This is a genomic window from Streptomyces sp. NPDC092369, from assembly GCF_044755245.1.
Classification (GTDB): Bacteria; Actinomycetota; Actinomycetes; order Streptomycetales; family Streptomycetaceae; genus Streptomyces.
This window is the reverse complement of record NZ_JBIVQP010000004.1, coordinates 98,220-125,206: the sequence shown is the minus strand read 5'-3', so window position 1 is coordinate 125,206 and position 26,987 is coordinate 98,220. Positions and strand designations below refer to the sequence as shown.

Sequence of the window (26,987 nt, the reverse complement as noted above, 5' to 3'; positions counted from 1 at the left end):
TCATGACGAGCCTCGACGGCATCTCCGGCCCCCTGGCGGACGCTCTCGACACCCCGCCAACCGCGCTGACGCTCACGCGGGTGCGATTGGGGGCGGGCGGGCCGCTGCGCAGCCTGCGGATCGAGGGCGGACGGATCGTCGTGATCACCGAGGGTGCCACGCAGGGCGATCTCGGGGACGGTCCGGTGGTCGATCTGGACGGGCGTACCGTGCTGCCGGGTCTGTGGGACGCCCATGTGCATGCCGCCCAGTGGGCCGGCAACCGGCACCGGGTGGACCTGTCCGGTCGTGGGTCCGCACGGGCGGTGGCGGCTGCCGTACGGACTGCCGCGGCGGAACTGCCCGGCGGGGACGTCCTGTTGGGGCAGGGGTTCCGGGACGGACTGTGGCCCGACCTGCCGCACAAGTCGCTGCTGGACGCGGTGTGCCCGGACCGGCCGGTCGCGCTGATCAGCGCCGATCTGCATGCGGCGTGGCTCAACTCGCCCTGTCTGGCGCTGGTCGGACGCGGTGACCATCCCACGGGCGTCCTGCGGGAGCACGAGTGCTTCGAGGCGATCGCCGCGCTGCCCGAGGTGCCCCAGGACGTCCTCGACCGCTGGGTCGCGGAGGCCTGCCGGGACGCGGCCGCGCGCGGGGTGACGGGGTTCATCGACTTCCACTTCTCCGACAACCTCGTCGACTGGAGCCGCCGCGCCGCGAGTTCACCGCTCCCTGTGCGGGTGCGGGCGGCCGTCTACCCCGCGCACCTGGAAGCGGCGATCGCCCGCGGCCTGCGAACCGGTGACGTGCTGCCCGGCACCGGCGGCCTGGTCCAGGTCGGCCCCCTGAAGCTCTTCACCGACGGCTCTCTCAACACCCGTACCGCGCTGTGCTGCGACCCGTACCCCGGCATGGAGAACACCGAGGAGGCGTACGGCATCGAGGAGACGCCGTACGAGGAGCTGGTCCGGCTGATGCGGCGCGCCTCCGCACACGGGATAGAGCCGGCCGTCCACGCGATCGGCGACCGGGCCAACACCCTTGCCCTGGACGCGTTCGAGGCGGTCCGCTGCCGTGGGCGCATCGAGCACGCCCAGTTGCTGTCGGCCGCCGATGTGCCCCGGTTCGCGGAGTTGGGCGTGACGGCGAGCGTGCAGCCCGCGCACGCCCCCGACGACCGTGACGTGGCGGACGTGTACTGGGCGGGGCGCACCGGACGGGCGTTCGCCTATGCCGACCTGCTGGCGTCGGGTGCACGGCTGGAGTTCGGTTCGGACGCGCCCGTCTCGCCGCTCGACCCGTGGCTGGGCATCGCCTCGGCCGTCAGCCGGACGAGCGACGAGCGGCCCGCCTGGCATCCGGAGCAGCGCGTCCCGGTGCGTGCGGCGCTGGCCGCGTCGGCCCTCGGCCGGTCGCTGATCCGGGTCGGTGACGCGGCCGATCTGGTGGCCGTCGACGTGGACCCGCTGAAGGCGGACGCGGACACGCTGCGCGACATGCCGGTGCACGCGACGATGCTCGGCGGGCGCTGGACGCACGGTCCTCTCTGACCTCCCGCCCGCCGCCGGTGACGGCGCGGATCATCCCTCGCATCCGACTCCTCGGACCACCCCTCGCATCCCGGCCCCTCGGATCACCCCTCGCGTCCCGCCCCTCGGCACTCCCCGGCACCGGGCCGGCGTTCGGCGCCAATGAAGGCGACAGAGGAGCTTAGGTGAGGCTAACCTAATCTCCCAAGCCCGACCGGGAGGCCGTGCCGTGGACGAGTCGTGCCACTCGCCACCCCCGCGCCGACGGCCCCCGTGCGCCCCGGGCCCGTGACCGCGAGGGGAAACGATCTGTGAGCAGCGACGCATCCCTGCCCACCACGCTCCACGATGTGCTCCTCGGGCGCGCGGAGCTGCATCCCGAGCGGGTGGCGCTCGTCGAGGTCACGGACGGCGGACGGGCCTGGACCTATCGCCGACTGGACGAGCAGGTACGCCGACGAGCCGCCGAGCTGACGGCCCGCCGGATCCGGCCAGGAGACCGGGTGGTCGTCCAACTCCCCGGCTCCCTGCACCTGTTCGAGGAGTTCTTCGCACTGCGGCGGATCGGGGCCGTGCCCGTCGTCGTGCCGCCCGGTGTGCGCGAGTCGGTGACGCGGGCCGTGAGCCGGTTCACGTCGGCCGCCGAGGCGCCCGGGTCCGACGATCTCGCCCTCCTCCAGCTCGCCGGTGACGGAGTGGGCGTCCCACGCCTCGTGCCGCTCAGCGACCGGGAGTTGGTGCGCGCGGTGGAGGACAGGGCGACCGTGCTGGGCGTCGGCGAGGACACGGTCCACCTCGCCGCGCTGCCCGAACTGACCGTCGGCGTACCGGGGTTGGCGGACTGGCTGGCGGTACTGTGGGCGGGCGGCCGGGTGGTCCTGGGACCCGGGGCCGCCGATCCGGACACCGCGTTCCCGGTGGTCGCGAGCGCGGGGGTGACCCACACCGCGCTTCCCGCGCACCTCGTCGCGTCGTGGACGCTGGCCGCCGCGGTCACCGCGTACGATCTAGGCGGTCTGCAGACCCTGGTGGTCAGTGGCGCCGCCCTGGACGAGCGGCTGGCCCGGCGGGTGCGGCCGGCGCTCGGCTGCTCGCTGCGGCAGGTCTTCGGGACGGCGCAGGGCCTGATCTCCTGGACCCGGCCCCAGGACGGCCCGGAGGCGTGCCTGACCGGCCGGGGGCGTCCGGTGTCGACCGCGGACGAGGTGCGGATCGTCGACGACTCGGGCCGCGAGGTCCTCGACGGCACGAGCGGTCATCTGCTCAGCCGCGGCCCGTCCACGATCCGCGGCTACTGGCGCTCGCCCGAGCACGACGCCGGATTCCTCACCGCCGACGGCTTCCACCGCACCGGGGCGATCGCGCGGGTGACCGACACGGATCACCTGGTCGTCGAGCGGGGGCCGGAGCTGCCCGCCGGTGGTCCGGTCGCGGCCGGGCGCACCGCCCGCCCGGTCCCGGCGGCGCGCGGCCGACGGCCCCGTCCGCACACTTCCGAAGGGCACACCGAGATGACTCCTCCGATGTTCCCCTACGTCATGCCGACCCCCGCGATGCTGCCCGCCGACCAGACGGGCTGGACCCTCGACCCGGCCAGGGCCGCGCTCCTCGTCCTCAATCTCCAGAACCGGTTCGTACGCGCGTTGGAGCGAGAGGCCGCCCCTGCGACCGAACTCCTCGCCAACGCGCGTCAGTTGGTCGACGGCGCCCGGGCCGCCGGAGTGCCCGTGATCCACTCGGTGCCGGCCGGCGACCGGCGCGCCTCGGGCCGGGGTCCCGTCCCCTACGCGAAGCTCGCCGGCCTGTCGGCGGGCGCGGCGGCCGAGGAGTTCGTCCCGCAGGTCGAGCCGCTGGCCGGCGACACCGTGCTGACCGCCCGGAAGTACAGCGCGTTCGCCCGGACCCGACTGGACGGCCGGTTGCGGGAGTTGGAGCGCGACCAGGTGGTGATCCTCGGACTGTACGCCCGGGCCGGTGTGCTGATGACCGCCGGTGACGCCTGGACGCAGGATCTGGAGGCGTTCGTCGTGGCCGACGCGGTCGCCGACCTGACGCCTGGGAGCCACGAGTTCGCGCTGGAGTGGGTGGCGGACACGTGCGGGGCGGTGACGGCGACGGACCGGGTGGTGGCCGCGTTCGGCACCGAGCACCCGGTGACGGAGGCGGAGGCGGTCTGACCGACCGCCTCCGCTCCACGCGCCGCCCGGGCCGCTTTCCCCCGGGCTCATCCGGCCGGCTCAGACGGGCGCCACGCGCCTGGCCACCAGCGAGCGGTGGATCTCCCCCGCCCGGATCGCGGTCGTCGACAGCAGCGTCGAGGTCAGGCCGTGCGTGTGCTCGGTGCCGCCCTGCAGATAGATCCCCGCGGTGACGCCCTGCGCCGTCTCCACCCGGTGGTCCCGGCTCACCCGCAGCGCGTCCTCGTCGTCGCGCAGACAGACCTTGGCGGCCTGGCCCAGCAGGGATGTGAGGTCACGTGGGCGATAGCCGGTGGCGTGCACCAACACGTCGGCCGACAGCACCTGTTGTTCGCCGGTGGGCAGGAACTCGACGGCGATGTCGAGCGATCCGTCGTCCCGGGTCACCACGTCACGGATGCGCGAGACGTTGAGGAACCGCAGCCGCTCCCGCCCGCTCACCTTCTCCTGGTAGGCGGTCGCGTACAGGGCCTCGATCAACTCCATGTCGACCACCGAGTAGTTGGTGGAGCGGTGGTAGTCGAAGAGGGACTGCTTCACCTCAGAGGGCGCGCCGAAGTACACGTCGACGGCCTCGGGGTCGAATATGCGATTGGCGAACGGGCTGTCGTCGGCCAGGGTGTAGCCGTATTTGGCGAAGACGGCGCAGACCTCGGCGTCCGGGAAGGAGCGGTGCAGATAGTCGACGGTCTCGGCCGCGCTCTGCCCGGCGCCCAGCACGACGGCGCGGTTGACCGGCGTGCCCTCGGCGGCGAGTTCGGTGACCCGGGGCAGCAACTGGCTGTTGTGCCAGATCCGTTCGGACAGCTCGATGCCGGGCGGCACATGGGGTTCCAGGCCGACCGCCACGCTGATGTCCCGGGCCCGGTAGGTCACCGTCTTGCCGGGGCGCTCGGGATCCCGGCACACCACGTCGAAGTGGGTCACGGTGCCCGACTCGTCGCGCACCGGGTCGACGGCGGTGACGACATGCTCGTACGCCACCAGGTGCCGTACCCGCTCCGCGGCCCACGTGAAGTACTCGTGGAACTCGACCCGCAGCGGGAACAGGGTTTTCTGGTTCAGGAAGTCGACCAGCCGGCCGCGCTCCCGCAGGAAGCACAGGAAGCTGAAGTCGCTGGTCGGATTGCGCAGTGTCACAAGGTCCTTGAGGAACGACACCTGCATGGTCGCGTCGTCGATCAGCATGCCCCGGTGCCAGCCGAAGCCCGGCTGGCGTTCCAGGAACAGGGCGTTGAGTCGTTCCTCCGGTGGTAGTCCCGCGTTGTGTTCCTCGATCGCTATGGCGAGAGCGAGATTTGACGGCCCAAAACCGATTCCGAGGACGTCGTAGCTGGTGTCAGATCCCTTGAGCGGTGACTTCACCGTGGCATCGCCTCCCTCAGGCAGCCACATGTTAGATAAGGTTAGCCTAACCTTGCAATGGAGCCGTTGGACGGGAGAACCGCATGCGCGTCGCCATGTTCGGCTACCAGACCTGGGGCCACCGCACCCTCCAGGCCTTGCTGGACTCCGATCACGAGGTCGTTCTCGTGGTCACCCACCCCAAGAGCGACCACGCCTACGAGAAGATCTGGGACGACAGCGTCGCCGAACTCGCCGAGAAGAACGACGTCCCCGTCCTGCTGCGCAACCGCCCGGACGACCCCGAACTCCTCGCCGCGCTGCGCGAGGCGGCGCCGGACATCATCGTGGCCAACAACTGGCGCACCTGGCTGCCGCCGGAGCTGTTCGACCTGCCGCCGCACGGCACGCTCAACATCCACGACTCGCTGCTGCCGTCGTACGCCGGCTTCTCGCCGATCATCTGGGCGCTCATCAACAACGAGCCCAGGGTCGGCGTCACCGCACACCGCATGAACGGCGAACTCGACGCCGGGGACATCCTGGTGCAGCGCCCGGTCGCGGTCGGCCCCACCGACACCGCGACCGACCTGTTCCACCGCACCGTCGACCTGATCAGCCCCATCGTGCGCGAGTCGCTCGACCTGATCGCGTCCGGCCAGGACGCGGGCCAGTGGCAGCCGCAGGACCGCGGCCGGGCGAGCTTCTTCCACAAGCGGTCGGCCGAGGACAGCCGGATCGACTGGAGTTGGCCGGCGGAACGCCTGGAGCGCCTCGTACGCGCCCAGTCGGACCCGTACCCGAACGCCTACACCTTCCACCGCGGTCAGCGCCTCAGGATCGTGTCGGCGGGCGTGTCCGAGGCGTTCTACGGCGGCACGCCCGGGCGGATCTTCATCCGTGAGGGCGACGGCGTGGTCGTCGTGGCGGGCGCGGACGCGCACAACGGCCGGTGCCGCGGCCTGCTCGTCCGGCGCGTACGCACCGAGGACGGCACCGAACTGGCCGCCGCCGACTACTTCCGCACGATGGGCGGGTACCTCACGGCACGCCCCTGACCGACTCCCGCGAGCCGGGGCGTCGTCGTACGACGACGCCCCCTCTGGCGTGCCCAACAACCTTATGTCCAAAGGTATATGACACCAGGTCAGATGACTCGAACGGCCTGAATCCATTGCTAAGGCAAGCCTAACCTTGCTTTACTGGCGGCCTTATGACTCTGCCCACGCCCGGCGAAAAGGGAAGCACCGCCATGTCTAGATCGCTCCGGACCACCCTGCTCAGCGTCACCCTGATCGCCGGTCTGGCAGCCTGCGGCTCGGTCGAGGACGACGACAGCAACTCCTCGACGGACGCGGCGAAGGCGGAAGCCTCCTCCGCCGCCTTCCCGGTGACCATCAAGCACAAGTTCGGGGACACGAAGATTCCCTCGGCGCCCAAGCGGGTCGTGGTGATCGGCAACGGCGGCACCGACGACATCGACGCGCTCTACGCCCTGGGCGTCACCCCGATCGCGGTGTCCAAGGACACCTTCGCCTCCGACGGCGTCTACCCGTGGCTGAAGGGCAAGCTCGACACCAAGAAGACCAAGCTCCTCGACACCGTCAACGGCGTCGACTTCGAGGCGGTCGCGGCCCTCCGGCCCGATCTGATTCTCGCCACCTCCGACTTCACCCTGGACAAGGACTACAAGAAGCTGTCCGCGGTGGCCCCGACCATCGGCTACGAGAGCGCGTGGGGCCAGCAGACCTGGCAGCAGCACGTCGAGGTGGTCGGCAAGGCCGTGGGCAAGGAGGCGCAGGCCGAGCAGGTCGTCAAGGACACCGAGGCGGCCGTCGCCAAGGTGAAGGCGGCCCACCCCGGCCTGGCCGGCAAGACCTACAGCCTGTCCATCGGCAACACCCCGGCGAAGATCTACACCATCGCCTCCGAGACGGACTTCGCCGCCAAGCTGATGAGCGAACTCGGGCTGGGGCTGACCCCGTCGATCAAGAACATCAAGACGGTCAGCGGCAGCCCCACGGGCGAGCTGTCCTTCGAGCAGCTCGACAAGCTGGACGCCGACCTCGTGGTCATCGCGTTCACGACGAAGGACCTGCAGAAGGCGTTCGAGTCCAGCACGCTGGTGAAGAACATGTCGGCGGTGAAGAAGGGCAACTACTTCGTCACCGACGTCGAGACCATCAGCCAGCTGCGCAGCCCCTCGGCGCTGGGCATCCCGTGGGCGCTGAACAACCTGGACGCGGGCTTCGCCAAGCTCGACAAGTAGGTACGCCGAGCGGCTACTTGGGCCCGGCACATACGGTGAAGCGGCGGGGTGCCCCAGGCGCCCCGCCGCTTCACCGTCTCACGCGTCCCGCAGCGCCGAGTCGATCTCCTCCGCCGACATCCCCTCGATCTCCAGGTGGATGGCGGCGACCTGTTCGAGCCGGCCGGGCGTCTCCTCCTCGGCGGACAGCCGCTTGGCCATCCCACCGGCCGTGAGAGTCGCGAACAGGGCACGGACGGACACCTCGGAGGTGTCCAGCGCCTCCCGCAAGCGGCTGACGATCACGGTGGCGAGCACCGAATCACCGCCGAGCGCGAAGAACCCGTCGTCGAGACCGACGCGCCCGGTGCCGAGGACGTCTCCCCAGATCTGCGCCACGACGCTCTCCAGTGCGGTGCCCGGCGCCCGATGCTCCAACTCCTCCGCGGACTCCCAGAGTTGCGCCACCGTCCGCCGGTCCAGCTTCCCGTTCGAGGTGAGGGGCAGCTCTCGTACGACGACGATGCGGGCCGGGACCATATGCGGCGGCAGCACCGTCCGCGCCCACTCCCGCAGCTCGTCCTCGGTCACGTCCTCGGCGGCCACCGTGGCGGCGAGCTGGGCGCCCTGCGCCCGGGTCACCCCGGCCACCGCACGCCGTACCGCCGGATGTCCGGCGAGGGCCGCCTCCACCTCGCCCAGCTCGATCCGGAAGCCGCGCACCTTCACCTGGTGGTCGCGGCGGCCCAGGAACTCCAGGGTGCCGTCGGGCCAGTAGCGGGCGAGGTCACCGGTCCGGTACCAGCGGATGCCGTCGCACTCGGGGAACTTCTCGGCGGTGCGCTCCGGATCGCGCCGGTAGCCGAGCGCCACCCCGTCCCCGCCGATCCACAGCTCCCCCGGCACCCAGTCCGGGCAGTCCCGGCCCTGCGCGTCGACCACCCGGCAGCGCACATTGCGCAACGGGGTCCCGTAGGGCACCGCCCGCCAGTGCACGGGGACCTGAGCATCCGTCACCTCGCAGACCGTGGAGTGGATCGCGGTCTCGGTGGTCCCGCCCAGACCGACGAACCGGCAGCCCGGCGCCCGTTCGGCGAGCCGGCCGGCCAGATCGGTGCCGACCCAGTCGCCGCCGAGCAACACCGTGCGCAGTCCGGCGAGTTCACCTGGTCCGGTGGCCAGCAGGAGCATGTCCAGCAGCGGGGGCGCGCAGTTGAGGAGCGTGACCCGGTGGGCGCGGACGAGTTCCGCCCACTGCCGCGCTTCGAGCCGGTCGGCCTCGTCGACCAGGACCACGGCCCCACCGGCGCTCAGCAGCCCGAACAGGTCGTAGACGGAGAGGTCGAAGTCAAAGGCGGAGACCGCCAGGCAGCGGTCCGAAGGGCCCACGGAGAAGCGGTCGTTGAGGTCGTCGATGGTGTTCATGGCCGCCCGGTGCGGCACGTCGACGCCCTTGGGTTCGCCGGTGGAGCCCGAGGTGAACAGGACGTAGGCCGCCTGCTCCTCGTCCACCGGCACCGGCGCGGACAGCGGCTCGGCCGCCAGGGCGTCGGCGACCGCGAGGGTGTCGAGTCCCTCCAGCGGGCGCCCGTCGGTCAGGGCGAGCCGGAAGCCGGCCGTCGCACGGATGCGGTCGCGGCGGGCGGCGGGCTGCTCGATCCCGATCGGCACGTAGGCGGCGCCGGCCGCCAGCACGCCCAGGGCGGCGACGATCTGCTCGGGTCCCTTGGGCAGACTGACGGCGACCGTGTCCCCGGGGCCGGTCCCGCGCTGGACCAGGGCGGCGGCGGTACGAAGCACCCGGTCCGCCAACTCACCGTAGGACAGAGAGCTTTCGCTGTCCCACAGCAGGGCGGGCGCATCCGGGCGCTCGGCCGCGCGCTCGAAGAACCCCTGGTGCAGGAGGCGATGGCTGCGTGGTCCGTCGGTCGCGTTCGCGACGGCACGCACCGCGGACTGCCCAGCGGGCAGGAGGGCCGGGACCGGCCGCTCCCACAGCGTGTCGTCGGTGCCGAGCCGGGTGACGAGCCCGTGGAAGGCGGCGAACATCGCGTCGATCAGTCCGGCCGGGAAGGCGTCCTCCCGGATGTCCCAGTTGACGAGCAGACCGCCGTCGACCTCGGTCACCTGGGCGTCCAACAGGACCTGCGGCCCCTGGGAGATGATCCAGACCGGCTTCCCGAAGGAGTGCGTGACACCGGAGTCGAACAGCTCCCCGAGGTTCAGCGCGCTGGTGAACACGACCGGCGCCAGAACCTGTTCACCGTTGTGCCGGGTCAGGTCCCGCAGCACCTCGACGCCGGAGTAGTCGGCGTGTGCGGCATCGGTGTGCATACGGTCCTGGAGGCGCCGGGCGTGGTCGGTGAACGACGTGGGCTCGGTGACGTCGACGTCCAGCAGCACGGAACTGGTGAAGTCGCCGACCAGCAGGTCGACATCGGGATGGGAGCCGCGCCGGTCGAACATCGGCACGTTCAGCAGGAAGCGAGGCTGTCCGCTCCAGGCGGCCAGTACCTCGGCGAAAGCGGTGGCCACGGTCATGGCGGGGGTCAGCCCGTGGCGGTGGGCCCGCGTGGTCAGGCGCTGCTTCTCCTCGGGCGGCAGCCAGTGGTGACGGCGGGTCACCCGGGTGGGGTTGGTGCGCTCCGCCTCTGGCACCAGCGGGAGTTCGGGGGCGCTGGGCAGTTCGGGCACTCGCCGCAGCCACCACTCCTGCGACTGCTCACGGCTCAGCCGCCGCACCTCTGTCCGCTCGGCGAGGTACTCCGGATAGCTGGTGCGGATCGGAGGCAGTGGCGCGTCGGGCTCCGCGTACAGCGCGGCCAGGTCGGAGAGCAGGACGCGGTAGCTCAGCGCGTCCGCGGCGAGCATGTCGACGTCCACGTGCAGCCGGGTCCGACCGCCGGGCAGCAGAGAGAGGCGGACGAGGAACACCTCACCGGCGGCGACATCCAGCCGGGCGTGCGAGGAGGAGTGCCGGGTCTCCTCCAGCGCTGCGGCCGCGGCTTCCGCGTCCAGGCCCCGCAGGTCGTCGACGACCGTCACCGGACGGGTGACTTGGGGGAGGATCTCCTGCCGACCGTCGTCGGTGAAGCGTGCCCGCAGCATCGCGTGCCGCGCCACGAGGGCTCGTACGGCGGTGTCGAGCCGTTCCGGGTCCACGTCCGCGCCGTCGAACTCGACGTACAGATGCGCGGCGACGGAGCCGAGGTTGGTGTCGTCGCCGCGGCCGATCCAGTAGGCGTGCTGCATGACCGCGAGCGGGAACGGCTCGCCGGGGACGGCCGCCACGACCGGGGGCGGTGGGGTCGGCGGCGCGGCCGGCTCCGGTACGGCGGCCGCCAGCAGGGACCGCCAGGCGCGCAGGGTCGGCTCCTTGGCCAGGTCGGAGAAGCCGATCCGGACGCCCTGCCTGCGCCAGCCGCCGGCGATCCTCATCAGGGTGATCGAGTCCAGGCCGAAGCCGATGAGGCTGTCGTCCTCACCGGGCGGCGGCTCCTGCGAGCTCAGTGCGTCGGTGACCGAGCGGAGCAACTCGTCGGGGGTCGGGGGCTGCTGGGTCACCGGTTCCTCCGCTGCGGGGACTGTACGGACGTCTGGGGTGTCATCTCGGAGTCCCTCAGAACTCGTCGTTTTCAAAGTCGTTCTCGAAGTCGTTCCGGAAATCGCTCTCGAAGTCGTCGTTCTCGAAGTCGTCGATGTCTTCCTGGGTCAGTTCGACCAGGGGGAGGTCGGACGGGGTGAGCCCGCCGGCGGGCGAGCCGTCGGCGTGCCGGGCGAGACCGCGCAGGGCGCGTTCCCAGAGGGCGAGCAGCTGGTCCGACTCCTCTGCCGTCAGGAAGGCCTCCGGCCAGGCGGCCGAGACGTGCAGCCGGGTACCGCCCGCCTCCTCGACGGCGACGGCGTTCAGTTCCAGACCGAAGGCCACGGGCCGGTCGGCGTCCGGCGGGACGCGCAGCATCGGAGCCTCCGGCGCCAACTCCCATGCCGCCTCGGCGGAGTTGGCCGCGCCGAACCGGCCCAGGTAGTTGAAGACGAGCTGCGGCTGCGGCAACTTCTCCAGCTCGGGTGCCGTATCGGGGTTGAGGTGGCGCAACAGCCCGTAGCCGAGGCCCCGTTCGGGCACCGTCCGCAGCTGCTCCTTGACGCGCTTGAGGGCCGTACCCACGGCGGGGCCGCCTGCGAGCGCGTCGTCGAGGTCGAGCGGACCCGGGTCGATGCCGACCGGGTGGAAGGTGGTGAACCAGCCCACCGTGGTCGACAGATCCACACCGTCGGCGATGTCCTCCTCGCGCCCGTGCCCCTCCACACCGACGAGCAGCGACCGGCCTGTCAGGTCGCCGCGCTCCTCCCGCCAGGCCGCGGTGGCCAGGGCGAGGGCGGTGAGCAGTACGTCGGGGACGGCCGCGTGGTAGGCGGCGGGGACGGATGTCAGGAGGGACGCGGTGATGTCCTCAGGGAGGACGAGGGTCCGCTCCCGTACCGTCCGCGCGGTGTCGCGGTCCGGGTCCAGCGTGCGCTCCGACAGGGGGCGCGCGCCGTCCAACGCTTCGGTCCACCAGGGCAGTTCACGCAGCCGCGCGGGCTTGCGGGCCTCCTCTGCGAGCAGGGCGCTCCAGGTGCGGAAGGAGGTGCCGGAGCGCCGGGGTCGCGGGACCGTCCCGGCACGGACCGCCTCCCATGCCTCGGCCAGTTCGGTGCCGATGATCCGCCAGGACACGCCGTCCACGACCAAGTGGTGGGCTACCAGGAGCAGTCGGCCGGGAAAACCGTCCGCCGCCTCGATGCGGACGGCTTGCAGCATGCGGCCGGCGCGCGGGTCGAGACGGGCGGCTGCCTCGGCGAGCCGCGCGTCGAGGTCGTCACCGGTCGCGCGGGTCAGCAGGTCCTCGGCCCGTACCGTCCCCTCGGGCGGCACCACCAACCGCCGGGCGTCCGTCAGTTGCGCCCGAAGCATGTCGTGGCAGTCCAGGAGAACCTGGAGTACGGCGATGAGGGTCTCGTCGGTGAGGTCGGGCGGGGTGGTCAGCAGGACAGCCTGAGCGAGGCCGCCGTAGGAGCCGTCGGGGCCTGCCGTCCAGTGCATGACCGGGGTGAGGTCCAGCTCGCCCACCGGTTCATCGGCGGGGCCGGACCCGGGAAGGGCTGCGTTTCCGGCCGCCGCTGCCAGACCCGCGGGGGTGGGCGACTGGAAGACCTGCCGGGGGCTGAGGTCGAGGCCCGCCTTGCGGGCGAGGGTGACCAGCCGGATGGAGACGATGCTGTCGCCGCCCAGCTCGAAGAAGTTGTCGTCCACGTCGACGCTCGCCAGTCCGAGGACGCTCGCGAACAGCTCGGTGAGCTGTTCCTCGCGCTCGTTCGCGGGTGCCCGGGTCGCGGTGGCCGCCGTGGTCTCGGGGGCGGGCAGGCCGGTGCGGTCGACCTTGCCGGAGGGCAGCAGCGGGAAGGCGTCGAGGACGGTGAGCGTGCGCGGGACCATGTGCTCCGGCAGCCGCTCCAGCAGCCAGGTGCGGACCTCGCCGCCCACATCGCCAACTGCCAGGCAGTATCCGGCGAGTTGCTTGACCCCCGGCGCGTCCTCCCGGATCACCACGACCGCGCGCCGCACGGCCGGGTGCTGCTCCAGGACGGCCTCGATCTCCTCCAACTCCACCCGCATGCCACGGATCTTGACCTGGTTGTCGGCACGACCGAGGAACTCCAGAGTCCCGTCGCGCTGCCAGCGCACCAGGTCACCGGTGCGGTAGAGCCGTTCACCGGGCGGGCCGAAGGGGTCGGCCACCCAGTGGTCGGCGGTACGGCGCGGGTCGTTCACGTAGCCGCGGCCGAGGTAGACGCCGCCAGCATACAGCTCGCCGGGGACACCGACGGGGGTGGGCCGGAGCCGGTCGTCGAGCACGTACAGCCGGGTGTTCCCGTTGGGCCGGCCGATGGAGACGGCGCTGCGCATCGCACCCGTGCGGTAGACGACATGGCTGACGCCGATGGTGGCCTCGGCCGGTCCGTACCCGTGGTACATGATCGCCGGGCTCGCGGCCCGGAAGCGGGCGAAGAGTTCGGGCGTGAGCACCTCGCCGCCGCACCACACATGCTTCAGGGACGCGGCCCGCCGGGCGAACCCGTCCTGTTCCAGGAGGAGATCGAGCATCGAGGAGACCAGGTAGGTGAAGGTCACCCGGTGTCGTTCGACGGTCTCCAGCAGATAGTCGACGTCCCGTTCGCCGCCGGGTTCGGCGATCACCACGCGTCCGCCGTGCACCAGCGGCAGGAAGATCTCGTTGATGGAGATGTCGAAGCCGAGCGGCGCCTTGAAGAGCGCGGCGTCCTCCGTGCCGAAGCCGAGCAGCACGCGCTGCCACAACAGCCGGTGCGCGATGGCCCGGTGACGGATCATCGCCCCCTTCGGAACCCCCGTGGAGCCCGAGGTGTAGATGACGTAGGCGAGTCCCTCGGGGTCGACGACGACCTCGGGGGCCGCCGCGTCCGGCACCGGCCCGCTCAGGTCGACCTCGACCAGAGGCGGACCACCGGACGTCGCCGTGTCGCCGACGCGCCCCAGTACCACCGTCAGCCCCGCGTTGCGGGACACCTCCTCGATCCGGCGGGCCGGCCAGGACGGCTCCAGCGGCACGAAGGCACCACCCGCCTTGAGGACGGCGACCAGGGCGACCACCATCTCCACCGAGCGTTCGAGATGAACGCCGACCCGGTGCTCGGGACCGACGCCCAGGGAAATGAGCTTCGCGGCAAGGGCGTTGGCCCGGGCGCTGAGGTCTGCGTAGGTGAGCGACGGCCCGTCCTCGGTGCCGTACTCCACGGCCACGAGGTCGGGCGTCGCCGCCGCCTGCTCCTCGAACAGTGCGGTCAGCGTGGTGGCGGGCATGGGGTGCGCGGTGTCGTTCCACTCCCCCAGCAGCAACGACCGCTCGTGCGGGGTCAGTACGTCGGCCTCGCCCACCGGGCGGTCGGGTCGCCGGGCCAGCCGGCCGACCAGCCGCACGAACCGCTCCACCAGGTCCCGCGCCGAGTCGGGATCGTAAAGGTCGCGGCTGAAGACCAGCGCCCCGCTGATCCCGCCGGCCTCCGCACGCTCGAACAGGTGAAAGGCCAGGTCGGTCTTGGCGGTGTGGAAGTCGACCCGTCGCTCGCGCAGGGTGAGACCGGCGAAGTCCCTTGTCTCGTCGGTGGCTTGCTGATGGGCGAGCATCACCTGGAAGAGCGGGTGGCGGCCCATCGAACGGGTCGGGGCGAGCGCGTCCACCAACTGCTCGAACGGCAGATCCTGATGGTCGTACGCGTCCACGTCGGCCTCACGCACCCGGGCGACGAGCGCACGGAACGTCGGGTCGCCGGAGAGGTCGGTGCGCAGCACCAGCGTGTTGACGAAGAGGCCCACAAGGTCGTCAAGAGCGGCGTCACCGCGTCCGGCGACCGGCGTGCCGAGCGGGATGTCCTCGCCCGCGCCGAGCCGACCGAGCAGGACGGCGAGGGCGGACTGGAGGACCATGAAGACCGTACCGCCGGTGTCCGCAGCCAGCTCGCGCAGCGCGGTGTGCACATCGGCGTCGAGGGTGAAGTCGACGGCGCCTGCCCGGTACCCGGGTACGGCGGGACGCGGCCGGTCGACGGGCAGCTGGAGTTCCTCCGGGAGCCCCTCCAACGCCTGCCGCCAGTAGTCCAGTTGCGCGTCCTGTCCGCCCAGCGATCGCTGCCAGAGCGTGTAGTCGGCGTACTGCACCGCGAGCGGCGGCCAGTCCGGGGCGGTGCCGGCGTCGGCCCGTCGCGTCGCGTAGGCGGTCTCCAGATCCCGTAGCAACGGGTCCGCCGACCAGCCGTCGGTGGCGATGTGGTGGACGAGCAGCAGCAGGACGTGCTCGTCGGGAGCGAGGGCGAACAGCGTGGCGCGGACGGGGATTTCGGCGTCCAGCGCGAAGGCGTGGGCGGCCTCCTCGCGCAGGAGTGCGTCAAGATCCGCCTCACCGGCGGGCTGCACGGTGAAGGGCACCTTCGCGTCCCGGGCCGGCAGCACGACCTGTCGGGGAGTGCCGTCGTCGTCGGGGAAGACCGTGCGCAGGGACTCGTGGCGGGCCACGACGTCGTTCAGCGCGGCCTGGAGCGCGGTGTGGTCCAGCGAGCCGGACAGCTGGATGGCGGTGTGGATGTTGTACGTCGGGCTCGGGCCCTCAAGCCGGGACAGGAACCAGAGCCTGGCCTGGGCGGAGGACAGCGGCACCAGGTCGGGACGCCGGGTCGGGCGCAGTGCGGGGCGGCGCTCGGCCGAGGTGGCGAGGACGGGCGTGAGGAGCGTGGCGAGTTCGGCGACCGTCGGGGTGTCGAAGACGGCGCGCAGCGGGACGTCCGCGCCGAGGTCGGACCGGATCCGGGCGATCAGGCGGGTGGCCAGGACGGAGTGACCGCCGAGGGCGAAGAAGTCGTCCTGCACACCGACCGTCGGCAGTCCGAGCAACTCGGCGACGAGGGCGGACAGTTGCTCCTCCGCCTCGGTGCGGGGCGCGGTCGCCGTGGTGAGCGCCGCGAGGTCGGGGGCGGGAAGGGCTGTTCGGTCGAGCTTCCCGTTGGGGGTCAGCGGCAGTTCGTCCAGGACCACGACCGCGCCGGGCAGCGACTGGTCCGGCAGGGTCGCCTTGAGGTCCTGCCTGACCTGGAGGGGGTCCAGCCGGGTGCCGGGGCGCGGGACGACGTACGCCACCAAGCGCGGCTCGCCCGGCACGTCCTGACGTACCGTCACCGCTGCCTGGGACACTCCGGGCAGTGCGGCCGCGGCGGCCTCCGTCTCGCCGGGCTCGACCCGGAAGCCCCGGATCTTGACCTGGTCGTCGTCCCGACCGAGGAACTCCAACGCCCCCTGCGCGGTCCAGCGCACCAGGTCGCCGGTGCGGTACAGGAGGGCGCCCGGCGGGCCGTAGGGGTCGGCGACGAAACGGGTGGCGGTCAGGCTGGGACGATCGAGGTAGCCGCGGGCCAGTTGGGTGCCGCCGAGATACAGCTCGCCGGGGATGCCGGGCGGGACCGGGCGCAGGGTGGGGTCCAGGACCAGGGTGCGGGTGTTCCACACCGGCCGGCCGATCGGCACCGAGCCGGCGGCAGATCCCGTGCCCTCGGCGCAGGGCCACGCGGTGACGTCCACGGCGGCCTCGGTCGGGCCGTAGAGGTTGTGCAGTTCGGTGCCGTCGAGGAGTTGGGCGAAGCGGTCGGCGAGTTCCGACGGAAGGGCCTCGCCGCTGCAGACCACTCGGCGCAGGATGCCCCGGGTGCGCTGCGCCGCCGGGTCGTCGAGGAAGACGCGCAGCATGGAGGGGACGAAGTGGGCTGTGGTGACCTGCTGTTCGCGGATCAGCTCGGCCAGGTACGCCGGGTCGCGGTGGCCGCCAGGGCGGGCGAGCACCAGGGCCGCGCCGGTGATCAGCGGCCAGAAGAACTCCCAGACGGACACGTCGAAGCCGGCCGGGGTCTTCTGCAGCACCCGGTCCTCGGGGCGCAGTCCGTACGTGTCCTGCATCCACAGCAGCCGGTTGACGATCGCGGCGTGCGAGACGACCGCGCCCTTGGGGCGGCCGGTGGAGCCGGAGGTGTAGATGACGTAGGCCGGGTGTGCGGGGCGGAGGGGCTCCAGCCGTTCCCCGTCGGTGAGTGGGGCGGGGTCCAGGGCGGTGAGCCGGGCCTGCGTTTGGGGGTCGTCGAGTCGCAGGGTCGGTGCCGCGTGCGGGGGCAGGGCGTCACCGGAGGTGATCATGAGTGCGGGCATGGCGTCCTGGATCATGAACGCCAGTCGCTCAGCGGGATAGCCGGTGTCCAGGGGGACGTAGGCGCCGCCCGCCTTCAGCACGGCGAGGAGCGCGATCACCAGGTCCGGGCCACGGTCCAGGGCGACGCCGACCAGCCGCTCGGGGCCCACGCCTTGGGTGATCAGGAGGCGGGCGAGGCGGTTGGCACGGGCGTGCAGCTCGGCGTGGTCGAGTTCGGTGGCCTCCGAGACGAGAGCCAGGGCGTCCGGGGCGACGTTCCCCCGCCCGTCGAGGAGGGCGGCAAGAGTGGTGGCGGGGACGGGATGCGCGGTCGCGTTCCAGTCCGCCAGTACCCTCGCTTCCTCGGCCTCGGTCATCAAGGGCAGGCGGGAGAGGGCGAGTTCGGGCTCCGCCAGCGCCGCGCCCAGCAGCGTCTCCAGCTGCCGCAGCAGGCGGTCGACGGACTCCGGGGTGAAGAGGGAGCTGCGGTAGGTGGCCTCGACGCGCAGGCGCCCCGCGGTGTGGAACGCCTCCAGGGAGAGGTCGAACTGGGTGGTGTCGTTGTGGACGGTCTCCCACTCGGCCGTCACTCCGGGCAGCCGCGGCCCTTCGAGTCCCTGGGTCAGGAAGAGCAGCATGACGTCGAAGTACACGGCGCGGCCCGGATGGCGTTCCGGGCGCAGGCGCTCCACCAGGAGATCGAACGGCATGCCCTGGTGGGCGTAGCCGTCGGTGCACAACTGGCGTACCCGCTCGACGAGTTCGGCGAATCCCGGGTCGCCGTCGAGGTCTGCGCGCAGGGCCAGGGTGTTGCCGAAGTTGCCGATCAGCTTTTCCAGGCCGGGAAGGTCGCGGCTCATCACGGCCGAGCCGACCGGGATGTCGGTGGCGCCGGTGGTCCGGTGCAGCAGGGCGGTGAGTCCGGCGAGGAGGACCATGAACGGGGTCGCGCCGGCATTGCGGGCGAAGACGGTGAGCCGGTCGGTCACATCGGGCGCGAAGGTGTGGAAGCGCCGGTCGCCCTGTGCGCTGGGCTGCGCGGTGCGGGCGGCGTCGGTGGGCAGGGCCAGCGGGGCGGGCGGCGGGACGAGCGCCGTGCGCCAGTGGTCGAGGTGGTCGGCCAGTCGCTCGTCGGTCCAGGTGTCGCGCTGCCAGTGCGCGAAGTCGGCGTACTGGACGGGCAGGGGTTCGAGGCCGGCGGCCGCGCCCCTCGCCGCCGCTTGGTACAGCGCGCTCAGATCACGAGAGAGCGCGTTGAACGTACCGCCGTCCCAAGCGATGTGATGAACCGTCAGGACGAGCGTGTGGTCCTGCGCACCGCGGCGGACGAGGAGCGTACGCACGGGGTGGTCGGCGGCGAGGTCGAACGAGGTCGCCGAAGCGGTCCGCGCGAGCACCTCGGCCCTGCGGTCCTGCTCCTCCTCGGACAGTTCGCCCAGGTCGGCGGTCTCGAACGCCACCTCGGCCACCGCGTCGACCACCTGCTCCGGCGTGCCGTCGGCCGACACCGGGTAGCGGGTGCGCAGCACCTCGTGCCGGTCGACCAACCCCTGCAGGGCGGTCCGCAGGGCGGTCGCGTCGAGGGCGCCGCGCAGTCGGATGGCCAGGCAGACGTTGTAGGCGGGGCTGGTCGGGTCGAGCTGCTGGAGCAGCCACATCCGGGACTGGGCGTACGACAACGGAAGGCGTCCGGCGTCGGCGGGTCGCCGCGGAATCCGCTCGGAGCGCGCCGGGGCGTCGGCCAGACCGGCGCCCTCCAGCCTGCGGCGCAGCAGTTCACGCTTGCGGGCCGCGAGGTCGCCGGGGGTGGCCGTGGGTGTCTCCGTCACAGCTCTCCGCCTTTCAGGAGCAGTTCGAGTGCGGTCGCCCAGGCGTCGGCCAGCCGTTGGATCTCCGGCTCGGCGAAGAGCCGGTCCGGCCACTGCCAGCAGACGCTCAGTTCCTCACCGGTGATCACCGCGTCGACGACCAGCGGGTAGGGGGCCGGCATGCCCGGGTCGGCTCCACTGCCCATGGCGCCGGTCTCGGGAGCGCTGGTGAACGCGTCGCTGTCCCGCCGCTCGCCCATGGTCATCCGGCCCAGGTAGTTGAACTCGATCTGGGGCTGCGGGAGTTCGGCCAGAGTGGCGGCGGTGTCCGGGTTGAGGTAGTGCAGCAGCCCGTACCCGATCCCCTTGTCGGGGAGCGCGGTGATCTGGTCGCCGATGCGCCGGACCTGGTCCGCCCCGGACCCCTCTCCCGGGTCCAGTCGGACGGGAAAGACACTGGTGAACCAGCCGAGGGTGCCGGACAGGTCGGCGTCGGCGAGGAGTTGTTCCTCGCGGCCGTGGCCCTCCAGGGCGATCAGGAGGGAGGTGTCCCCGTCCGGTGCCGGGCGGCCGAGGGCGCGCCGCCAGTCCGGGACGGCGAGCGCCAGTGCGGTCAGCAGCGCTTCCTGGGCGGGGGTGGCGGTGAGCGGGGCGGTGAGGTCGGGGCCGAGGGTGGTCCACAGCCGCTGGATCGTCGCCCTGGTGTCGAGGGCGGGGTCCAGTGGGGAGGGTCCGAGGGGCGGCTCGGGCCGGTTCAAGATGTTTTGCCACAGCGGGAGTTCGGCTGTACGGCGGGGCGACCGCGCCTCGGTCCGCAGGGCCTTTGCCCATTCCTTGAAGGACGTACCGGGTGGTGCGAGCGGAGATCCGTCCCAGGCCGCGGCGAGCTCGGCCACCAGAACGCCCCACGAGGCGGCATCGGTGACCAGGTGGTGCAGCACGACCAGCAGCCGTCCCTCGCGGCTCTCTCCGGGGTCGAACCACAGGAAGCGGGCCACCGCCCCGGTCGCCGGGTCGAGTTCGGCGACCAGTTCGTCGAACGCCTCGGGGACCAGCGTCCCGACGGCGGTGTGGTCGAGGCGCTCCGCGTCGATCCGTCGTACACAGTCTGCCGCTCGGGCCGAACCGACGGGCGCCGCGCGGAAGTTCCACGTCCCGTCGTCCGCCGGGGCGAAGGTCGCGCGCAGGAGGTCGTGCCGGTCCAGGACGGTCTGGACGGTGCGGTGCAGCCCGCCGAGGTCCATGCCGGCAGGCGTCCGCAGGAACCGGGCCTGACTGAGCGCGCGGAACGAGCTGCCCTGTTCGGTGAGCCACGTCAGCATCGGGGTGAGCGGGATCTCGCCGGTTCCGGCATCGGGGTCGGCGGTCCGCTTCCGGGTGCCGTTGCTCCCCGCGCGCTCGGCCAGTCCCGCGACCGTGGGGTGCTCGAAGACGTCTCTCGGCGAGATGCCCAGTCCGGCGGCGCGGGCCTGGGAGACCAGCCGCATGGACACGATGCTGTCGCCGCCGAGGACGAAGAAACTGTCGTGCACGCCGACCGTGTCAAGGCCGAGCACGTCGGCGAAGAGCGCGGCGAGCCGTTCCTCGACCGGGGTGCGCGGCGGCTGCGTCGCGGGTCCGGCGGACCGGGCCGGGACGGGAAGCGCGGCGGTGTCCAGCTTGCCGTTCAGGGTGAGCGGGAAGCCGTCGACCGTGACGAAGGCCGACGGGACCATGTAGTCGGGGAGTACGGCGGCCACGTCCCGGCGCAGCCGTTCGGCCGTGTCTTGGGGAGCCGCGGCAACGGCGATGTCCGAGCCGTCGGGCGCGGCCGCAGGTCCGGCACCACCCGACGTGCCAGTACCCGACGCACCCGTACCCGTGCCCGCCGGCACGACATACGCGACCAGCCGCCGCACCCCGGGCGTGTCCTCGCGGACGACCACCGCGGCCCGCTCCACCGACTCGTGGTCCAGCAGCACCGCCTCGATCTCGCCGGGCTCGATCCGGTAGCCCCTGATCTTCACCTGGTCGTCGATCCGGCCCAGGCACTCCACCAGGCCGTCCTCGGTCCACCGGGCGATGTCGCCGGTGCGGTACATACGGGCGCCGGGCCGGTCGGTGAACGGATCGGCGACGAAGCGGCTCGCGGTGGCGCCGGGGCGGCCGAGGTAGCCGCGGGCCAGTCCCTCGCCGGCGATGTAGAGCTCGCCGTCGACTCCGGTGGGGACGGGGTTGAGGTGTCCGTCGAGGACGTACAGGGTGCCGCCGGCCACCGGGCGGCCGATCGCGGGACGGTCGCTGAGGGCGAGGTCGCAATCGGCCGAGTCGACGGTGCATTCGGTGGGGCCGTAGAGATTGTGGGCGGCCAGTCCCTCGGTGGCCCGCAGGGTGCGCCACAGGTCGGGCGGTACGGCCTCGCCGCCGACGCCGAGCACCTTCAACTCGGCCTGCCAGTCACTGTCTTGGGCGACCACCTCGGCGAGCAGGGACGGCGACAGCTCGATGAACTCGATGGCGTGCTCGGCGAGGAAGGCGCGCAGCGCGTCGGGGTCGCGGCGGACGTCCTCGGGTACGAGGTGCAGTTCGTGTCCGGCGAACATCCACAGCATGGGCTGCCAGGACGCGTCGAAGGCGGTCGGCCAGGCGTGTCCGATCCGGAGCGGCCGGCCGCCGACCGCCGCGCGGGCCGGGTTGTGCAGGGCCGCGTTGTGGGCGGCGAAGAGGTTGGCGATGGCTCGCTGCGGGATCACGACGGCCTTGGGGCGCCCGGTGGAGCCGGAGGTGTAGATGACGTAGGCGGGGTGCTCCGGGTGCACCGGTGCCGGCCGTTCGGCGTCTGTGAGGTCGGTGTCGTCCGCTGCGTGGAGGCGTTGCCGGACGCCGAGGTCGTCGAGCAGGAGCAGCGGCACACCGACGAGGGCGTCCGCGTCGGGCACGGTGTCCTCGGTGGCCAACAGCGCGACCGGGCGGGAGTCCGCGAGCATCCCGGCGATCCGCTCGCCCGGCCAGGCCGGGTCCAGCGGCAGATAGGCCGCACCGGTCTTCTGCACCGCGAGCAGCGCCGTGAGGGTGTCCGGGGTCGGTGGCAGCGCCAACGCGACGAACCGTTCCGGTCCCGCACCCGACTCGACCAGGAGCCGGGCGAGTTGATTGGCGCGGCAGTTCAACTCGGCGAAGGTCAGCCGCTCCCCCGCTCCGACCACCGCGACGGCGTCGGGCGTACGGGCCGCCTGCGCCTCCCACGTCGCCGGCATGGTGGCGTACGGCACGGGCAGCCGCTCTCCGACGCCCGCCGCCAGCAACTCGGCCCGCTCCTGGGGCGCGAGGATGTCCAGTGCGGCCAGCGGGGTGTCGGGCGCCGAGACGGTTGTACGGAGGATCCACTCGAAGCGGGCGGCCAGTTCCTCGACCGCCGGGCGTCCGTAGCAGTCGGGCCGGAACTCGAAGACGACACCGAGCTGGCGCTCGGCGAGCACAGCCAGGGTCAGCGGGTAGTGCGTGGCGCCGGCGCCCTTGACGTCGACGATCCGCAGGCCGGACTGTGCCTCGGCCTCGGCGACCGCCTGCTGGTCGATGGGGTAGTTCTCGAAGACGAGCAGTGTGTCGAAGAGGTCGCCCGCGCCGGCCAGGCGCTGGATCTCAGTGAGGCCCAGGTGCTGATGGTCCATCAACCGGGCCTGCTCGTCCTGGAGTCGGCGCAGGAACGCGCCCGCCGTCTCACCCGGCGGCACGGCGACCCGGACCGGCACGGTGTTGATGAAGAGACCGATCATGGATTCGGCGCCCGCGAGCTCGGCGGGCCGCCCTGCCACGGTCGCACCGAACACCACGTCCTCCCGGCCGGTGAGGCGGGCCAGCAGGAGTGCCCACAGTCCTTGTACGACGGTGTTGACGGTGACGCCTCGCCGCCGCGCCAACTCCTCGACCTGCCCGGTGAGTTCTTCGGAGAGCCGCAGGGTGTGCAGCTCGGGGGTGACCGGTACCAGGCCTGCGGTGGCGGGTGAGAGCAGCGTCGGTGCGGACCCGGCGAGGGCCTTCCGCCAGGCGCGCGTGGACGCGTCGCGATCCCGCGAGGCGAGCCAGGCGAGGAAGTCGCGGTACGGGCGTACGGCGGGCAGGGGTGCGGTGCGGCCGGGGGCGAGCTGGGCCGCGTAGAGCTGGAGGAGTTCGCGCACCAGCAGCGGGATCGACCAACCGTCCAGCAGGAGGTGGTGGTTGGTGAGGATCAGCAGCCAGCGGTCGGCGCCGCGGTCGACCAGGGTGAGGCGGAGGAGGGGTGGATCCGTGAGGTCGAAGCGGGCGGTGGCGTCTGCGGTGGCCAGGAGGGTGACCTCGGCCTCCTCGCCGCTCGCACCGGCCGTCTCTCCGCATGCGCCCGCCGCCGCGCTGGTGGCGGCCTCCTTCCAGTCGACGGCGACCTGTTTGAGGACGACCTGGACCGGTTCGTCGAGATCCTCGTGGAGGAAGGCGCTGCGCAGGTTGGCGTGCCGGGCGTAGAGCTCCTCGGCGGCCGTGCGCAGCAGTTCGGGGCGGAGCGGTCCCTCGATCTCCACCAGGGTCTGCATGGTGTAGACGTCCTGGGCGCCCTCGTCGAACAGGGCGTGGAACAGCAGTCCCTGCTGCAGCGGGGACAGCGGCAGGACGTCCTCGACGAGGGAACCGTCGTCCCCGGGCTCCTTGCTCATCGACTCCTCCACCTGGCCTTGACGTTGTCGAGCTGGGTCGCGCTGAGCGACACCAGCGGTGCGGCGGTCGCGGTGAACTCCTCCTGCGGCGGCCCGGATTCGTCTCGGGCGGCCTCGGCGAGACCGGCCGGGGTGCGCCGGGTGAACACGTCCCGGGGCGAGAGTCCGAGTCCGGCCCGGCGGGCCCGGTCGGCCAGCCGCACCGAGACGATGCTGTCGCCGCCGAGCTCGAAGAAGTCGTCGTGCACGCCCACCCGTTCCAGCCCGAGCACCTCGGCGAAGAGCCCGCACAGGACCTTCTCCGGTTCGGTGCGCGGCGGTTCGAAGGTGCTGGCTTCCGTGAAGTCCGGGGCGGGCAGGGCGCGGCGGTCCACCTTGCCGCTGGGGGTGAGGGGCAGGGCGTCGAGAATGACGACGGCCGACGGTACGAGGTGGGCGGGCAGTCGCTCGGCCAGCGCCCGGCGCAGGGCCAGGGCGTCGAGGGCGGGAGCTGTGACGGGAGCGGCATCGGCGGCGCGAACGGATGCCGCGTCGACATGGGGAACGGAAGCCGCGTCGGACGCCGTCGGTACGACGTACGCCACCAGTCGCCGCGCGCCCGGCCCGTCCTCCCTCGCCACGACCGCCGCCCGGGCCACGCCCGGCAGCGCGCGGACCGCCGCCTCGATCTCGCCGAGCTCCACTCGGAAGCCTCGGATCTTGACCTGATCGTCGGCGCGGCCCAGGAACTCGACGGTGCCGTCGGCGCGTTGGCGGGCCAGGTCGCCGGTGCGGTAGAGGCGGCCGCCGGGTGGGCCGAAGGGGTCGGCGACGAAGCGCTCGGCGGTGCCGCCGGGTTGGTCCAGGTAGCCGCGGGCCAGTCCGTCACCGGCGAGGTACAGCTCGCCGGTGCCACCGATCGGGACCGGTCGCAGGAACGGGTCGAGGACGTGGGCGCGGGTGTTCGCGATGGGCTGCCCCAGCGGGACGGGTCCGTCGCCGCCCTCGTACACGTGCATCAGGCTGTCGCCGGCCGCTTCGGAGCAGCCGTACAGGTTGACGAGCCGGGCTGTCGGCCAGCGTCGCGCGATGGACTGCGCGAGTTCGGCGGGGAGCGGTTCGCCGCTGGCGATCCAGGTGCGGACGGAGGCGAAGCTGTCCGGCGGGGCGGATTCGACCAGGGTGGAGTAGAGGCTGGGGACGGCGGTGAGCGCGGTGGCCCGGTGCCGGTCCGTGACGGTCGCGAGGGCGGCCGGATCGCCGGTCGCGTCGTCGTCGACGAGCGCCACGGCGTCGCCGATGACCAAGGCGCCCAGCAGCTCGGTCAGTCCGTCGATGAAGCTGATCGGGCTCTTGGCGAGGCGTACCCCTGGAGTGCCGCCCTTCCGCAACTCCCTCCCCCAGGCGAGCCGGTTGGCGAGCGCGCGCTGGGTCCCGAGCACGCCCTTGGGGCGGCCGGTGGAGCCGGAGGTGAAGATGACGTACGCGGGGTTCTCGGGTGACAGCGGCGGGCGCGGTCCTCGCAGATCGGTCGACGCGTCCGGGGTGCACACCACGTCCGGGGCGATGCCGAGTTGTTGGGCCGTGTCCGGCTCGCAGATCACCAGCCGCGGCCTTGCGTCGCCGAGCATCAGGGCGATGCGGTCCGCCGGGTAGGCCGGGTCCACCGGCATACAGGCGGCGCCCGCCTTGAGGACCGCGAGGAGTGCGGTGACCAGGTCGGGGCCGCGGCGCAGCGCGACGGCGACCACGGACTCGGGTCCCGCGCCGCGGGCGTTCACGGCTGCCGCCAACCGGTCGGCGCGGGCGTTGAGTTCGGCGTAGGTGACAGTCGTGTCGCCGTGCAGTACGGCCGGTGCGCCAGGGGTGCGGAGGGCCTGTTCCTCGAACAGGGCGCGGACCGCGGGGTGCGTCAGGGGGCGGACGGTGTCCGCGGCGGGCTGCTCGTCCTGGTCCGGCAGGGAGAGTTCGGCGACGGGCCGTTCGGGGTGGTGGGTGAAGTCGTCGAGCAGTTGGAGGAGTTGCTCGGCGACGCGCACGATCGCTTCGTGGTCCAGGGCGTTCGGCTGATGGCTGAACGTGAGGGTGAGGCCCGGTCCCGGCAGCGCGGTGAGAGCGAGCGGGTAGTGGGTGGCGTCGCGCACGGAGACGTCCGTCATGCGCGGTCCGTCGAGGGCGCGGGCGATGCCGTCGTCGTCGATCGGATAGCTCTCGAAGACCAGCAGGGTGTCGAAGAGCACGGTGTGTCCGGCGGCGCGCTGGATGTCGGCGAGGCCGAGGTGCCGGTGGTCCAGCAGTGCGGACTGCTCGGTCTGGACCCGCCGGAGCAGGTCCGCGAGCGGTTCCGCGGGGCGCAACCGGACGCGTACGGGCAGGGTGTTGATGAACAGGCCGACCATCGATTCGATGCCGGGCACGTCGGCGTCGCGGCCGGAGACGGTGGCGCCCAGGACCACGTCGGTGCGGCCGGTCAGCCGGGCGAGCAGGACGGCCCACAGTCCTTGGAGCACGCTGCTGACGGTGAGCCCGTGGGCGCGGGCGGCGGTGTTCAGTGCCGTGGTGTCCCGCTCGGCGAGTTCCAGGACGTACCTCTCGGGCTGCCCGGCGGGCTTGCCCTGGGCCTCGGGCGCGACGAGTGACGGCTCGTCAAGTCCTCTCAGCGAAGCGATCCATGCCGTGCGGGCGGCCTCGTGGTCCTGGCGGGCGAGCCAGGCGAGGTAGTCGCGGTAGGGCCGGACGCGGGGCAGCGCGGCGGGGTCACCTGCCGAGGTGTAGAGCTGGAACAGCTCCCGTACCAGGACGGGCGCCGACCAGCCGTCCCAGAGCAAGTGGTGCGAGGAGACGACCAGTCGGTGGTCCCCATCGCCGAACACGACCAGCCGGAACCGCAGCAGGGGTGGGCGGGCCAGGTCGAAGCGCTGGTCGAGGCCCGCTGCCAGGAACCGGTCGAAGGCCGTGTCGCGCTCCGGCCCCGGCAGGGCCGAGAAGTCCGTCACGGCCCAGGGGACGCGGACCTCGCTGCGGATCACCTGGACCGGGCGGCCGGAGCGCTGGGTGCGGAACGCGGCGCGCAGGTTGGCGTGCCGGGCGACCAGCGCCTCGGCGGCGGTGCGCATCCGGTCGGGGTCCAGCGGGCCTTCGAGGCGGATGGTGAGCTGCCCGGTGTAGACGTCCTGGGCGTGATCGTCGTAGAGCGCGTGGAAGACCATCCCCTCCTGCATCGGCGACAGGGGGAGTACGTCCTCCACGCCCGGGCGGGCCGCCATCAGGCCTCGGTCCGGCTCATGGCCTCGGCCAGGCTGCGCGGGCGCATGTCCGTCCAGTGCTGTTCGATGTGGTCCAGGCAGGCGGCCCTGGTGTCGGGGCCGTGGACGCCGGTCCAGCCGGCCGGGACGGGCACGAAGTCCGGCCAGAGGGAGTACTGGCCCTCGTCGTTGACCAGCACGTGGAAGACGCCGTTCTCGTCGTCGAACGGGTTGGCCATGG

At 72.3% G+C, this 26,987-nt stretch carries 10 protein-coding genes; 4 read left to right on the top strand and 6 right to left on the bottom strand.

Annotation, left to right across the window (positions count from 1 at the left end):
- Positions 1-2: 2 nt before the first annotated feature.
- Both ACIQI8_RS24355 and ACIQI8_RS24350 read left to right on the top strand, forming a co-directional pair.
- Positions 3-1,532, top strand: a complete 1,530-nt coding sequence (locus ACIQI8_RS24355) for an amidohydrolase (RefSeq protein WP_402354413.1) — start codon at positions 3-5, stop codon at positions 1,530-1,532.
- Positions 1,533-1,822: 290 nt separating this feature from the next.
- Positions 1,823-3,688, top strand: a complete 1,866-nt coding sequence (locus ACIQI8_RS24350; protein WP_402354411.1) for an isochorismatase family protein — start codon at positions 1,823-1,825, stop codon at positions 3,686-3,688.
- Positions 3,689-3,748: 60 nt separating this feature from the next.
- Here the strand turns inward: ACIQI8_RS24350 and ACIQI8_RS24345 are convergent, their stop codons facing one another.
- Positions 3,749-5,104 carry a lysine N(6)-hydroxylase/L-ornithine N(5)-oxygenase family protein gene (locus tag ACIQI8_RS24345; RefSeq protein WP_402354408.1) on the bottom strand — a complete coding sequence of 452 codons (1,356 nt, stop codon included), beginning with the start codon at positions 5,102-5,104 and terminating at the stop codon, positions 3,749-3,751.
- 53 nt (positions 5,105-5,157) lie between these two features.
- Between ACIQI8_RS24345 and ACIQI8_RS24340 the strand changes: the two genes are divergently transcribed.
- Both ACIQI8_RS24340 and ACIQI8_RS24335 read left to right on the top strand, forming a co-directional pair.
- Positions 5,158-6,111, top strand: coding sequence for a methionyl-tRNA formyltransferase (locus ACIQI8_RS24340; protein ID WP_402354406.1), 954 nt, complete (start codon positions 5,158-5,160; stop codon positions 6,109-6,111).
- A 194-nt stretch (positions 6,112-6,305) separates the two neighbouring features.
- Entirely contained in the window at positions 6,306-7,322 is a 1,017-nt protein-coding gene (locus tag ACIQI8_RS24335) for an iron-siderophore ABC transporter substrate-binding protein (protein WP_402354403.1), read from the top strand.
- A 78-nt stretch (positions 7,323-7,400) separates the two neighbouring features.
- On the opposite strand, the gene ACIQI8_RS24330 is transcribed toward ACIQI8_RS24335, so the two are convergent.
- From ACIQI8_RS24330 to ACIQI8_RS24310, 5 genes are read right to left on the bottom strand one after another with little or no spacing between them, the layout of a single operon-like run.
- A complete protein-coding gene (locus tag ACIQI8_RS24330) occupies positions 7,401-10,865 on the bottom strand; it encodes an amino acid adenylation domain-containing protein (RefSeq protein ID WP_402354400.1) in 3,465 nt (1,154 codons plus the stop codon).
- A gap of 55 nt (positions 10,866-10,920) precedes the next feature.
- Complete coding sequence (locus ACIQI8_RS24325; RefSeq protein ID WP_402354397.1) at positions 10,921-18,876, bottom strand: amino acid adenylation domain-containing protein; 7,956 nt, start codon at positions 18,874-18,876, stop codon at positions 10,921-10,923.
- Complete coding sequence (locus ACIQI8_RS24320; protein ID WP_402354395.1) at positions 18,873-23,522, bottom strand: amino acid adenylation domain-containing protein; 4,650 nt, start codon at positions 23,520-23,522, stop codon at positions 18,873-18,875. The genes ACIQI8_RS24325 and ACIQI8_RS24320 overlap by 4 nt, the downstream gene beginning before the upstream one ends.
- Complete coding sequence (locus ACIQI8_RS24315) at positions 23,519-26,767, bottom strand: amino acid adenylation domain-containing protein (RefSeq protein WP_402354392.1); 3,249 nt, start codon at positions 26,765-26,767, stop codon at positions 23,519-23,521. The genes ACIQI8_RS24320 and ACIQI8_RS24315 overlap by 4 nt, the downstream gene beginning before the upstream one ends.
- Entirely contained in the window at positions 26,767-26,985 is a 219-nt protein-coding gene (locus ACIQI8_RS24310) for an MbtH family protein (RefSeq protein WP_402354389.1), read from the bottom strand. Before ACIQI8_RS24310 ends, ACIQI8_RS24315 begins: the two co-directional genes overlap by 1 nt.
- Between the last annotated feature and the right edge of the window lie 2 nt (positions 26,986-26,987).